General features: G+C 44.7%; 13 protein-coding genes. 3 read left to right on the forward strand and 10 right to left on the reverse strand.

Going from position 1 to position 13,745, the window contains the following annotated elements; genetic code table 11:
- Positions 1 to 30: 30 nt before the first annotated feature.
- From rseP to rpsB, 8 genes are all read right to left on the reverse strand, one after another.
- The gene (gene rseP, locus AC55NX_RS01135; RefSeq protein WP_496994075.1) at positions 31 to 1,389 is read right to left on the reverse strand and encodes a sigma E protease regulator RseP; all 1,359 of its coding nucleotides are present in this window, start codon (positions 1,387 to 1,389) and stop codon (positions 31 to 33) included.
- A complete protein-coding gene (ispC, locus tag AC55NX_RS01140) occupies positions 1,386 to 2,597 on the reverse strand; it encodes a 1-deoxy-D-xylulose-5-phosphate reductoisomerase (RefSeq protein WP_496994244.1) in 1,212 nt (403 codons plus the stop codon). The genes rseP and ispC overlap by 4 nt, the downstream gene beginning before the upstream one ends.
- Positions 2,598 to 2,657: 60 nt before the next feature.
- Positions 2,658 to 3,500: a phosphatidate cytidylyltransferase gene (locus tag AC55NX_RS01145; RefSeq protein ID WP_496994076.1), complete on the reverse strand. Its 843-nt coding sequence runs from the start codon at positions 3,498 to 3,500 to the stop codon at positions 2,658 to 2,660.
- A gap of 11 nt (positions 3,501 to 3,511) precedes the next feature.
- Positions 3,512 to 4,267 (reverse strand): undecaprenyl pyrophosphate synthase, encoded by a 756-nt coding sequence (gene uppS / locus AC55NX_RS01150; RefSeq protein WP_496994077.1) that lies wholly within the window; start codon positions 4,265 to 4,267, stop codon positions 3,512 to 3,514.
- Positions 4,268 to 4,358: 91 nt separating this feature from the next.
- The gene (gene frr / locus AC55NX_RS01155) at positions 4,359 to 4,916 is read right to left on the reverse strand and encodes a ribosome recycling factor (protein ID WP_496994078.1); all 558 of its coding nucleotides are present in this window, start codon (positions 4,914 to 4,916) and stop codon (positions 4,359 to 4,361) included.
- Positions 4,917 to 4,950: 34 nt separating this feature from the next.
- On the reverse strand, positions 4,951 to 5,688 hold the full coding sequence (pyrH, locus tag AC55NX_RS01160; RefSeq protein WP_077334140.1) for a UMP kinase: 738 nt from the start codon (positions 5,686 to 5,688) through the stop codon (positions 4,951 to 4,953).
- Between the two features lie 162 nt (positions 5,689 to 5,850).
- The gene (gene tsf / locus AC55NX_RS01165) at positions 5,851 to 6,693 is read right to left on the reverse strand and encodes a translation elongation factor Ts (protein WP_496994079.1); all 843 of its coding nucleotides are present in this window, start codon (positions 6,691 to 6,693) and stop codon (positions 5,851 to 5,853) included.
- Between the two features lie 130 nt (positions 6,694 to 6,823).
- Positions 6,824 to 7,558 carry a 30S ribosomal protein S2 gene (rpsB, locus tag AC55NX_RS01170; protein WP_496994080.1) on the reverse strand — a complete coding sequence of 245 codons (735 nt, stop codon included), beginning with the start codon at positions 7,556 to 7,558 and terminating at the stop codon, positions 6,824 to 6,826.
- 360 nt (positions 7,559 to 7,918) lie between these two features.
- On the opposite strand from rpsB, the gene map reads away from it, so the two are divergent.
- From map to AC55NX_RS01185, 3 genes are all read left to right on the forward strand, one after another.
- Positions 7,919 to 8,761 carry a type I methionyl aminopeptidase gene (gene map, locus AC55NX_RS01175; RefSeq protein WP_496994081.1) on the forward strand — a complete coding sequence of 281 codons (843 nt, stop codon included), beginning with the start codon at positions 7,919 to 7,921 and terminating at the stop codon, positions 8,759 to 8,761.
- Positions 8,762 to 8,960: 199 nt separating this feature from the next.
- Positions 8,961 to 11,600: a bifunctional uridylyltransferase/uridylyl-removing protein GlnD gene (glnD, locus tag AC55NX_RS01180; RefSeq protein WP_496994082.1), complete on the forward strand. Its 2,640-nt coding sequence runs from the start codon at positions 8,961 to 8,963 to the stop codon at positions 11,598 to 11,600.
- A 141-nt stretch (positions 11,601 to 11,741) separates the two neighbouring features.
- The gene (locus tag AC55NX_RS01185; RefSeq protein ID WP_496994083.1) at positions 11,742 to 12,125 is read left to right on the forward strand and encodes a DUF3461 family protein; all 384 of its coding nucleotides are present in this window, start codon (positions 11,742 to 11,744) and stop codon (positions 12,123 to 12,125) included.
- Between the two features lie 42 nt (positions 12,126 to 12,167).
- Here AC55NX_RS01185 and pgpA read toward each other — a convergent pair whose 3' ends face one another.
- On the reverse strand, positions 12,168 to 12,674 hold the full coding sequence (gene pgpA, locus AC55NX_RS01190) for a phosphatidylglycerophosphatase A (RefSeq protein WP_496994084.1): 507 nt from the start codon (positions 12,672 to 12,674) through the stop codon (positions 12,168 to 12,170).
- Positions 12,675 to 13,652 (reverse strand): thiamine-phosphate kinase, encoded by a 978-nt coding sequence (gene thiL, locus AC55NX_RS01195; protein ID WP_496994085.1) that lies wholly within the window; start codon positions 13,650 to 13,652, stop codon positions 12,675 to 12,677. It lies immediately after the preceding gene.
- Between the last annotated feature and the right edge of the window lie 93 nt (positions 13,653 to 13,745).

Below are 13,745 nucleotides of genomic sequence, written 5' to 3' on the forward strand. Positions count from 1 at the left end.
GTACAACCATGCCTAATCAATGCAGATTAATCACAGGCGTGTAAAATCATTAAACATGGCGATTGCCATGAGTGAAAAAATAATTGCGCCACCGATTCGGTACCCAATCTCTTGTACCTTTTCCGGAACAGGATGTCTGGTAATTGCCTCAATCGCAAAAAACATCAGATGTCCCCCATCCAACATCGGAAGCGGCACTAAATTGATGATTCCCAGATTAATGCTAATTAATGCCAAAAATCCTAAGAAATAAACCAATCCATATTCTGCTGTTGTTCCGGCACCTTTCGCGATTGAAATCGGTCCACTTAAATTATTCAGTCCGACATCACCAACCAGCAGCTTTTTCAACATGCTGAGGGTCAGATGAATCACTTGTCCCGTTTTCTCAACAGCCTTGGGAATGGCCTCAAAAACACCGTACTGTAGATTATAACGATAATTTGCTGGCCACTCATCCACTGTTGGTGAGATTCCCGCAAAACCGATAGTTCTACCATCCGATAATGTTTTAGCATTCGGAACCAGCGTGACATCAAGATGTTGTCCATCCCTTAATACCGACAAACCCAGTGCTTCATTCGGACTATTTTGTACCGACTGAACCAACTGTTGCCAAGAAGACACCTCTTTACCGTCGATAGCAACAATCTTATCACCTTTTATTAATCCGGCGACAGCACCTGCACCTTCGTCAATCACCTGTTGCAAAACTGTTGAGACCTTCGGCGAATATGGTTTAAAACCAAGAGCCTTCATTGGAGACTCTTTTTCCGGGTCAAAGTTCCATGCTGACAGATCAAGATGCAAAATTTCCTGATGCCCGATAGCATCCGGTTCACGAACTGTGAGTGTCATTTGTGCATCGCCAATATGGGAAATAAGCGCCATATTGACCGATTCCCAGTCCCCGGTTTCCACACCTGATACCGACTGAATTTCCATACCGGAACGTAATCCGGCATCCGCAACAATCGAAGTGGGCGCGACTTCGCCAACAACCGGTTTTACTGCGGGAATCCCAATACAATACACAGCCCAATAAGCGAAAACTGCAAACAAAAAATTAAAGACTGGGCCTGCGGCAACTATTGCGGTCCGTCTCCATAAATTTTTCTGATCAAATGCCAAATGCCGCAAATGTTCAGGGACATCAGCAACGCGACTATCGAGCATCTTCACATATCCCCCCAACGGGATCACTGAGATGCTATATTCGGTTCCATCTTTTGCGATGCGACGCCAAATAGAGCGTCCGAAACCGATGGAAAACTTCTCGACCTTGACACCACAACGCCGTGCTACCCAAAAATGACCGAATTCATGCACGGCAACCAATATGCCCAATGCCAGAATGAATGAAATGAGATTCCACAGAATACTGTTCATAACGAATACTCTTTGACTAATTGCTGTGCCGATTGTCGCGCTATCTTATCGAGCTCCAGCAAATATTCCAAATTCATGACAGAAGAGGCACTCGCTGTTGCACACATTTTTGACAAGACACGCTCATTAATCACGGCAATGTCGGTAAAGCGAATCCCGCGATTTAAAAATGCTGCAACAGCAATTTCATTCGCGGCATTCAAAGATGTCGTCGCGTGCTGCCCCTCGTAACAAGCATCAATTGCCAACTGTAAACAAGGATAACGCTCCATATCGGCCTGCATGAATGTCAGTTCACTCAACTGAGAGAAATCCAGTGGTGCGACGCCCGACGAAAGTCGCTGTTTGGGATAACCCATCACATAAGCAATCGGTGTTGCCATATCAGGTTCTCCCATCTGAGCAATCACACTTCCATCACAATACTGAACCATGGAATGAATCACTGACTGAGGATGAATAAGAACCTTCAGTTGCTCGCGCGAGGTATTAAATAACCATTTCGCTTCAATATACTCAAGCCCTTTATTCATCATTGTGGCGGAATCAACAGAAATCTTAGGCCCCATAGACCAATTAGGATGAGCAATGGCCTGCTCTGGCGATACATCAGAAAGTGTATGAATCGGACTATAACGAAACGGGCCACCGGAACCGGTTAACAAGAGGTGGGAGATACCACTCTCAGCCAGATTGCACCGCCCTAAAACTTGTTGGCAATTCGGCGGAAGTGATTGAAAAATCGCATTGTGCTCACTGTCAACGGGAAGTAGCTGAGCACCATACTCTTCGACAGCATTGATAAATAACTGGCCGGACATGACTAAGGCTTCTTTATTGGCCAGTAATACCCGTTTCCCAGCTTTAATAGCAGACATTGTCGGTAGTAATCCTGCAGCACCAACAATCGCAGACATGACTGTATCGACCTCATCGAGTGCCGCAACGTCACACATGGCCTGTATGCCGGACAAGACCTCAGTCTGAACTGCGTCTGAGTGTAAACGCAGCCTCAGTTGATGAGCTGCCGATTCTGATGCCATCACAGCATATTGCGGTTGCCAGCGACAACACAGATGGTACATTTTCTCAACATCACTGCCGGCAACTAAAGCAACAATAGAAAATCGTTCGGGATTTTCTTCAATGACCCGAAGTGTACTGGCACCAATGGATCCTGTAGCACCTAAAATGGTTAATTTACGCATAAAAGAAATCGTATCGCTCTTTTGGGACATCATTGCAAAACCCGAACTACCAGCAACCTACTACACCTGAAAGTACAGGAATGCAAATACAGGAAATGCGGCAGTCAAACTATCAATGCGATCTAAAATACCACCATGCCCGGGAATAATACGACTACTGTCTTTGATTCCTGCGACACGCTTAAACATACTCTCGACCAAGTCACCGAGTACCGAGAAAATAACCGTCAATAAAATTGTCACTAACATCATGCTGGTACTCGAGAAATGCAATTCAAACCATTCAACCAATCCAAAAGCAACAAGACATGCAGCCACGACCCCACCGATTAAACCCTCGATGGTTTTATTCGGACTGACTTCTGGCGCCATTTTATGCTTTCCAAAAAATCGGCCAGAAAAATAAGCAGCACTATCTGCCACCCAAACAATCATACAGACAAAGAGAACCAACTTTGCACCGTGGTACGGATTAATTGATAATTCTTCCGTTCTTAACAGTAAAACACTCCAGAAGAATGGAATGAGTGTGAGTAACCCAAACAGATGTTTGAGTCCTTTTGAATGTTCCCAAAGCGGTCGGGATTTTGGGTAAGAAACAGCAAGATAACTTGCAACAACCCACCATAGAAAGCCACTCCATAAAAGAACTTGATAAGGAAGCGGGAGAGTGTGACTCATCGAAAAATTTTCAGGCAAACACCACAAACTCAAACCACCGATGAAGACAGCGGGCAGCAGCGAAATAAGACGAGCATCTAAACTAATAAATTGTGTCCATTCCCAAAAACCAAACAGCGCCAACAGAGCTAATACAGCGATGAAAATACTCAATGGTAATTTAAAAATCCCTAATACGACTAGGGGAGCCAACACCAAGGCGGTAATAATTCTCAGCTTCAAATCCTGAACCTTTATCTTTTATCCATCATTGCTTTAATTTGTTCACCGGTACACCCAAAACGTCGTTCACGATTCACAAACCAAGTTATTGCTTCAATTAAGCTTTCTTCATTAAAATCTGGCCAAAAAGTCGGTGTGAAATATAACTCAGCGTAAGCAAGCTGCCACAACATAAAATTACTGATCCGGCACTCACCACTCGTTCTAATTAACAAATCAACATTTGGTAAATCGGACATCGTCAGATATTGAGCCAGTATACTTTCGGTAATGTCGGCGGGGGTCAGTTCCCCTGTCGCAACTCTTTCAGCGACTTGCCTTGCGGCTTGAGTAATGTCCCATTGCCCACCGTAGTTTGCTGCAATATTCACGACCATTCCGGTATTCTGAGCCGTTAGCATTTCTGTCTGAGCAATTTTATCCTGTAAGCGAGAATTAAAGCGAGAGGTATCACCAATGACCCGTAATCGAAGATTATTTTTGTGAAGTTTCTTTGCTTCTGTAGACAAAGCTGTGATAAATAACTCCATCAGCACCCCGACTTCATCTTCAGGTCGTCGCCAATTTTCGCTACTAAAAGCAAATAGAGTTACTGCCTGAATACCAAGCTGGGCTGATGTCATTATCGTTTTTCTGACCGCTTTAACACCATTTTTATGTCCGAAAACTCTCGGTTTTCCTCTAGCTTTGGCCCATCGTCCATTACCATCCATAATAATAGCAATATGTTGGGGAAGTGCATCAGACGAGAGTTGTGATTTTTGCATAAGAAACGAATTGATTTTCAATAAAATATTTCAAACAAAAAGGCGCTGTACTGGCTTCACTCAGCGCCTCAATTAGATATGAGAAGACCAATTAAACTTCCATCAACTCTTTTTCTTTTGCGGCAAGAACTTCATCGATATTCTTCACGGCAGCATCAGTCAGTTTTTGGATGTCTTCTTGGGCTTTACGCTCTTCATCTTCTGAAATTTCTTTATCTTTCAATAAGTTTTTCAGATCATTATTTGCATCACGACGAATATTACGTACTGCAACCCGTCCGCCTTCTGCTTCTCCGCGAACAATTTTAACCAAATCACGACGACGCTCTTCCGTCAACGCTGGCAGTGGTACGCGGATGACAGTACCGGCAGACATTGGGTTTAATCCCAAGTCAGACATCATAATGGCTTTTTCTACCTTCGGTGCCAATTCTTTGTCAAAAACAGTAATCGCAAGTGTTCTTGAGTCTTCAGCAATGACATTCGCAACCTGATTCAATGGTGTCGGTGCGCCATAGTATTCTACGGAAATGCCAGAAAGCAAACTGGGATGAGCTCGCCCCGTACGAACTTTAGATAGGTTACTTTTGAGCGCATCTACGCTCTTGTCCATTCTCTCTTGAGCGTCTTTTTTGATTTCATTAATCACATTATCACCTTAATTCTTACTCAACCTATAAAGATTACAATGAAGCCTTGTTGCTAATGAGTGTCCCTTCAGCTTCACCCATCACAATACGACGCAGAGCTCCAGGTTTATTCATATTAAAGACTCGGATTGGCATTTGATGATCTCTGGCAAGCGTAAAGGCCGCCAAATCCATGACCCGTAGTTCCTTTTCAAGGACATCGTTATAAGTCAGCCTATCATACAGTTCTGCATCAGGGTTTGCTACCGGATCAGCACTATAAACACCATCAACTTTTGTTGCTTTGAGCACAACGTCAGCTTCAATCTCAATACCACGTAAACATGCAGCAGAATCAGTCGTAAAGAAAGGGTTCCCGGTTCCTGCTGAAAAGATCACCACGCGTCCCTGACGCAGCTGGCTGATTGCATTGGCCCAGTTATAATCATCACATACACCGTTCAATGGAATTGCAGACATCACTCGAGCATTGACATAAGCCCGGTGCAGCGCATCACGCATTGCCAGTCCATTCATGACGGTTGCCAGCATCCCCATATGGTCACCAACAACACGATTCATCCCTGCTTTAGCAAGTCCTTCGCCACGAAATAGATTTCCGCCACCAATCACAACACCGACCTGAACGCCTAACTCAACCAGTTCTTTCACTTCCTGAGCCATCCGATCAAGCACGGTCGGATCAATACCAAAGCCTTGCTCACCTTGCAGAGCTTCACCACTGAGTTTTAACAAAATACGTTGATATGCAGGTTTCGGATTCGTTGTCATGGTGTTTTTACCTTCTCAAGAAAGTTATTCATCGATTAATGGTCATGAATAGATGCTTGCAGATAATTATAAACACATATTCATCACAATTAATGATGGTTTCATTCGTGAAAAGACCGTAGCAATAGCCACGGTCCTTTTAATCGCTTCACGAATCAGAAATTAACCTTTCTGAGCCAGTGCAACTTCTTCAGCAAAACTTAGGCTTTCTTTCTTTTCAATGCCTTCACCGACTTCAAGACGGACAAACGCAGAAACAGAAGCACCTTTTTCTTTCAGAATTTCGCCGACAGATTTCTTAGGTTCCATCACGAAAGGCTGACCAGTCAGAGAAACTTCGCCTGTGAATTTCTTCATCCGGCCTTCAACCATTTTCTCTGCGATTTCTTTTGGCTTACCTTCATTCATCGCGATTTCGACTTGAACTTCACGCTCTTTCGCAACAACGTCAGCAGGTACATCGTCAGGCGTCACGTACTCAGGGCGAGATGCAGCGACGTGCATTGCGATGTGCTTGAGTGTTTCAGCGTCACCTTCACCAGCAACAACAACGCCAATTTTTTCACCGTGACGATAAGACGCCATCGCTGAACCTTCAATATACTGAACACGGCGGATAGTGACGTTCTCACCGATTTTTGCAACTAATGCAACGCGCGTGTCTTCAAATTTAGCCTGTAGTTCTTCTACAGATGCTTTAGAAGCGAGGGCTTCAGCAGCCACTTCATTGGCAAATGCGCTAAAGTTTTCATCTTTCGCAACAAAGTCAGTTTGGCAGTTCACTTCAAGAAGAGCGGCAATGCCTTCACCTTCTTTGATAATGATAGCGCCTTCAGCTGCCAGATTACCTGCTTTTTTAGCAGCTTTAGCAGCACCACTTTTACGCATGTTTTCGATTGCAAGTTCAATATCGCCGTCGGTTTCAACAAGCGCTTTCTTACATTCCATCATACCTGCGCCAGTACGCTCGCGCAGTTCTTTTACTAGAGCAGCAGTAACAGCCATTCTCTATTCCTCGATTGATTCTGGATATGGTAAAAATTAGGGGCCAGTTTTCGGCCCCCAATGTTAACTATAACCTAGTCGATATGTCACCGATGTTTCACATCAGACTAAGTGTGACTCAGAGCCGCAATTATTCAGCTTCTACGAAACCATCTTTTTCAGCAACAGCAACAGAAACAACATCTTTGTTACGGCCTTCGCTGATAGATGAAGCAGCAGCATTCAGATAAAGTTGAACTGCACGGATTGCATCATCGTTACCTGGGATAATATAGTCAACACCATCTGGGTTAGAGTTCGTATCAACGACTGCGAATACAGGGATACCCAGATTGTTCGCTTCTTTAACTGCGATGTGCTCGTGATCAGCATCGATGATGAACAGAGCGTCTGGTAAACCACCCATATCTTTGATACCACCAAGAGATTTCTCTAGCTTCTCCATTTCGCGAGTACGCATCAGAGCTTCTTTCTTGGTCAGCTTGTCGAAAGTACCGTCTGTTGATTGAGCTTCAAGGTCTTTCAGACGCTTGATTGACTGACGAACGGTTTTCCAGTTGGTTAGCATGCCGCCTAACCAGCGATTGTTAACATAGTATTGGTTGCTTGCTAATGCAGCTTCTTTGACAGATTCAGATGCAGCGCGCTTTGTCCCTACAAACAGAACTTTTCCTTTTTTCTCACCGATTTTTGCCAGCTCAGCCAGCGCTTCGTTGAACATAGGAACAGTTTTTTCTAGGTTAATGATATGAACACGGTTACGAGCACCGAAAATGAAAGGCTTCATTTTTGGATTCCAGTAACGAGTTTGGTGACCGAAGTGAACACCAGCTTTTAGCATATCGCGCATTGATACAGTTGCCATATTTTCATCCTCTATGGGGTTAGGCCTCCACATCTCCCATGCATCCGACCTTTGAACTTTTCAGCCAAGGCACCCCGGAACACGTGTCGAAATGTGTGTGATTTAAAGAAGTAAATGGAAGAAATGCAAATAGACTCATACCTCTTGTGTGAGATAGGAATCGAGTCTGTCATTCCGGCGCGCTTTATATCATATTTTGCTGCTTACTGGCTAGAAAAAAATATCATTCCCATAGGCATCACCGCTTAGTATTCAGGTTTATCATGTTGCATTGATGTTGCTAGCTTGCGCTCCAGCCTGCGATTGTTAAAATAAGCTATCAGCACGATACAGTGCATATCAAATAAATAGAGATTACCGATGTCTGTAAATATAAAAACCGCAGAAGAAATTGAAAAGATGCGTGTTGCCGGCCAGCTTGCGGCAGATGTACTCGAAATGATTGAACCCCACGTCAAACCCGGTGTAACGACAGAAGAGCTGGATCAGATCTGCCATCGGTACATCACAGAAACCCAACAGGCTATTCCGGCTCCGCTCAATTACCATGGCTTCACAAAATCTATTTGTACGTCCATCAATCATGTTGTCTGTCATGGTATTCCGGCGACTGAAGATAGCACATATGGCCAAATTCTGCGCCCGGCAGTCCTGAAAGATGGTGACATCATCAACATTGACATCACCGTCATTAAAGATGGATATCACGGCGATACTTCCAGAATGTTTTTGGTCGGAGATGTCTCTCCGGCAGATAAGCGCTTGTGTATGGTGGCACAGGAAAGCCTTTATCTGGCGATGAAAATCGTGAAACCCGGAATTCGGCTGGGTGAAATCGGCACCGCGATCGAAAAATACATCAAAACGAACAATAAAAATAATCCACGGATGAAGTTTTCGATTGTGAAAGATTACTGTGGTCACGGTATCGGGGCCGGATTCCATGAGGAGCCACAGGTTGTGCACTATAAAAACAGTGACAGAACTGTACTTCAAGCGGGGATGACATTTACTATCGAGCCGATGATTAATGCGGGTAAGTTTAGCTGCCGTCTGGACGAAGAGGACGGGTGGACGGTCTATACCGCAGATTGCAAAAACTCAGCACAGTGGGAACATACACTACTCGTCACCGATACGGGTTGTGAAGTGCTCACCTTACGCAAAGACGAAACAATTCCCCGTTATTTAAACAATCTCTAAATCAAAATCAGCCTGCATGTCGCGATGCTCTCTGGCATTGCAGGCACCTTTCACTCGCTAAGAATCGATACGATTTACCACTCAAGACGTATAAACTCGCTTCATCACAGCTGTTTTTTCCAATTGGACGCACAGGGAAAAGGTAGGTTTCTGCCTGTATCTTTGATAAATTCATATTCACAATCAAGATGTATGTCGCATGGATGCTACTAATATGCATGTTCAATCCCCACTAACACTACAAGATGAACAACTGACGCTCGAATCGCTGAAAAATCAGCTGGAAATGTTTGCCGATGAGCAAAAACAACAGTTTCTCAATGCTCATTCAGTACCGGATCTGGTTTATGGCCGGGCAGAATACATGGATCAATTACTGCAACGTTTATGGCAGTTTTACAATTTCCATCAGATCGACGCCCTCACGCTGATTGCTGTGGGCGGTTATGGCAGAAAAGAACTTCACCCGTTATCAGATATTGATATTTTAATTCTTTCCAAACAAAAGCTTCCGGCTCAAGTTCAGACACAGATCAGCAAATTCATCACACTGCTCTGGGATTTAAAACTTGAAATCGGTCATGCCGTCAGGACAATTGAAGAGTGCAGTCTGATTGGCCGTGAAGATTTAACCGTCGCCACCAACCTGCAGGAAGCCAGAAGGCTCGCTGGTTGCGAAGAGATATTTCATCAACTCAAACTCATTATTCTGTCGGAATCATTCTGGCCGACAGAAACATTTTACCGCGCCAAAGTTGAGGAGCAGAAAGCTCGTCATGCCCGTTATCACGATACCACTTACAATTTAGAACCCGATATCAAATCAACCCCCGGAGGGTTGAGAGACATTCATACACTCAGTTGGATAGCCAGACGACATTTCGGAGCAACCTCATTATTTGAAATGAGTAGCCACGGGTTCCTCACTGATGCCGAATACCGGGAGCTGGCTGAATGTCAGGAGTTTTTGTGGCGGGTACGCTTTGCCCTGCATCTGGAGCTTAAACGCTACGATAATCGCCTGACGTTTGCCCATCAGGCTCAAGTCGCACAACATCTTGGTTTTCAGGGAGAAGGCAATCATGCTGTAGAGATGATGATGAAAGAGTTCTACCGCACACTTAGACGGGTCGCAGAACTCAATAAAATGTTACTCAAACTCTTTGATCAAGCCATTCTGGATGAAGGTGAAATATTCCTACCGACAGTCATCAATGACGATTTCCAAAAACGGGGCAATCTGATCGAACTTCGGACCGAAGGACTTTTCCAACAACATCCGGAAACGATCTTGGACATGTTTATTCACATTGCGAACGACTCCCAGATTGAAGGGGTCGCCCCGATGACCATGAGGCAACTTAGAACAGCCCGGCGTCGGCTCAGCTATTTTTTACACACCCTGCCTTTAGCACGAGAGAAGTTCATGGAACTGGTCCGGCATCCGAATGCCCTGACCAAAGCTTTCAGTCTGATGCATCGTCATGGTGTCTTATCCGCATATCTGCCGCAATGGAGTCACATTGTCGGACAAATGCAGTTTGACCTCTTTCATGTTTATACTGTCGATGAACACAGTATTCGTTTGCTTAAACATATCCGGATTTTCAGTGACCCCAAAAATCATGAACACCACCCGATCTGCTGTGAAGTCTACCCCCGTCTGCAAAAGAAAGAGTTACTGATCCTCGCCGCCATCTTCCATGATATCGGTAAAGGACGTGGCGGTGATCATTCAGAAATCGGAGCTACAGAAGCCTATGATTTCTGTATTGAGCACTGCTTATCCAAGCCCGAGGCAAAATTGGTATCATGGCTGGTCCAAAATCACTTACTGATGTCGGTGACAGCCCAGCGACGCGACATTTATGATCCAGAAGTAATTATCGAGTTTGCCAAAACGGTTCGTGATGAAGAGTATCTTGAATTTCTCGTCTGTCTGACCGTTGCGGATATCTGTGCAACAAATCCAGAATTGTGGAACAGTTGGAAAAGAACTTTACTGGCAGAACTGTTTTATTCGACTCAACGGGCACTCCGCAGAGGTCTGGAGAATCCGGTCGACGTCAGAGAGCGAATCCGACACAACCAGCAACTCTCTTCAGCTTTATTAAGAAAAGAAGGCTTCAGCCTGCAGGAGATTGATTTGTTATGGCAACGTTTCAAAGCAGACTATTTCTTACGCCATACGCATAAGCAAATCGCTTGGCATTGTACTCATATGTTGCGCCACCAAACGCCAGATGAACCACTGATCTTAATCAGTAAGAAAGCCACTCGTGGCGGAACGGAAATTTTTGTTTATACCAAAGATCAACATGCGCTGTTTGCCACGGTTGTCGCTGAACTTGATCGCAAAGGTCTGAATGTTCACGACGCTCAGATCATGACCAGTAAAGATGGTTACGCACTCGATACATTTATGGTGCTGGATCAAAATGGAGATACAATTGATGAAGAACGCCATCAAGCACTAACATCTCACCTCCACCGAGCCATTGGACAAGGAACGCCAGCCCTGCATAAAACTCGTAGGACACCCAGTAACTTAAAACATTTTACAGTCAAAACACAGGTTGATTTTCTGCCGACCAAAAGTAAAAAACGTACGCTTGTTGAGTTTGTCGCACTGGATATGCCCGGGCTACTCGCGACCGTCGGTGCAACATTTTCTGAGCTGGGATTCGATATTCACGGAGCCAAAATCACAACCATCGGTGAAAGAGCTGAAGACTTATTCATCATTACCAGTACCACTCACGGCAAACTGAGCATAGAAGAGCAGGAAAACCTGAGACAGGTTTTAATCGAGAACGTAGACGCACTGATGCCCCATTAAGAGGCATCCGTATCTCCTCAAACCGGATATCAATAGAGCGATCTATACCACAACTTTCGATGTAAAATAGGAACATGCGCTATCTCAACCGATAAGAGGCTGATACATTGATATTATTACTAGTCATCGGAGAGACAGCCTATGTTCCCACACCTCAGCAATCTGGGAATCAATGATCCCACCCAAATAGAACGCTATACAGTCCGTCAGGAAGCCCTGAAAGATGTGCTGAAGATTTATTTTCGTAAACAAAAAGGAGAACTGTTTGCGAAGAGTGTCAAGTTTAAGTACCCGAGACAAGTGAAAAATGTGCTGGTCGATAGTGGTAGTCACCAGTACAAAGAGGTCACCGAAATCAGTCGTAATCTCACATTAGTTATTGATGAGCTCAACCACATCACAACCCCAGAACAATTCTCCGAACAAGATCTGAAAGAAAAAATACTTAGTGATCTGCGCCATCTGGAAAAAGTAGTGACCAGTAAGATCCACGAAATTGAAAATGATTTAATGAAATTAAAATGATGGACAGAGGTTCCCGGCAGGGAACCTCCTTTTCACCGTATTTCAGCCAAACCATCCGCTACCAAAACCGATTCCCGCAAGTACAATCCCTGACATCACACCGGCGAGCACATCATCAATCATGATGCCGAATCCTCCTGCGACATGCTGATCGAGCCAGCTAATCGGCCATGGTTTAACCATATCGAAAAAGCGAAATAACACAAAACCGAGGACGATCCATGACCACTCACCGCTCCCCTGGACCATATAGGGAACGATTAACATGGTGATCCAAAAACCGACAAATTCATCCCAGACAATCGAACCATGATCGTGAACATTCATATCATCTGAAGCCTGCTGACAAATCTTTATACCGATCAATGCAGCAAAGAGAGTCACAGCCAGATATATCCCAAATGGCAGTTGAGACAACAATAGATAAAATGGAATTGCGGCCAGCGTTCCCATGGTGCCGGGAATAATCGGGGATAAACCACTGCCAAACCCTGTCGCCAACAAATGCCAAGGATTACGAAGATGCAACCGTTCTGTAGGTTTCATCAATTACTTCTCCTGCTGAAAATGATCATAACCTGCCAACTCCCACGACAAAGGATTGCCTTCATGATGTAATTCCCATTGTCCCTGAGGCCGAATTTGTCCAATGCAAGTCAGCGGTGTATCACAATGAGAAAGCGTACTTGCTAATGAACCTTTATTCTCCTCAGAGACGGTAAAACAGAGTTCATACTCTTCGCCACTGGTTAACGCATACTGTTGTGCTTTGACCCTATCGCCCCCCAAATGCTGTAACAGCGCTTCGGAAATAGGTAAACGACTGACATCAATGCTGGCGCCCACCGCTGAACCCGTCAGAATATGTTGTATATCAGCAATCAAACCATCAGATATATCGATGGCAGCCGATGCCTGTGTTAATAATGATTGTCCGGCAAGAATTCTGGGGGTTGCAAAGTAGTGACGCTTTTCGAGCTCCCGGCTCACATCATCAAGGTTTTGCTCCGCAGATAAAATCAGTTCCAACCCGGCTTTACTGTCTCCCAGTGTTCCTGTGACATAAATCCAGTCTCCGACCTTTGCTCCGTTTCGAGTCAACGCCTGCGCTTCCGGCACGAAACCATGTACCGTCAGCGTGATACTCAGCGGTCCTCGGGTGGTGTCACCACCGATCAATTGGATGTTGTAGTAACTTGCCAACTCAAAAAAGGCATCACAAAATCGACTCAACCACACTGTGTCCGTTTCAGGTAATGTTAAAGCCAGCGTACACCATGCCGGAGTTGCCCCCATCGCAGCCAAATCACTTAAATTAGAGACAAGAGCTTTATGTGCGATCCAAGCCGGATCGGCCTCAGGAAGAAAATGAGTTCCAGATACCATCGTATCTGTACTGATCGCAAGCCGGACTTGCTCGGGTACTTTTACAATCGCGCAATCATCGCCAATACCAAGCTGAACATCTTTACGCTGTGTTTGCCGTTGTTTAAAGAAACGATCAATTAAACGAAATTCACCAGTCATAAATTTTTCCTGAATATGGAGACATGTAAATCATGCACATAAAAAAGGTCAGCTCTCGCTGACCTTCTTATTTTAATCGCTTTTTACTTCTTG

The sequence above is a fragment of the Vibrio rubrogenes genome, assembly GCF_059641415.1.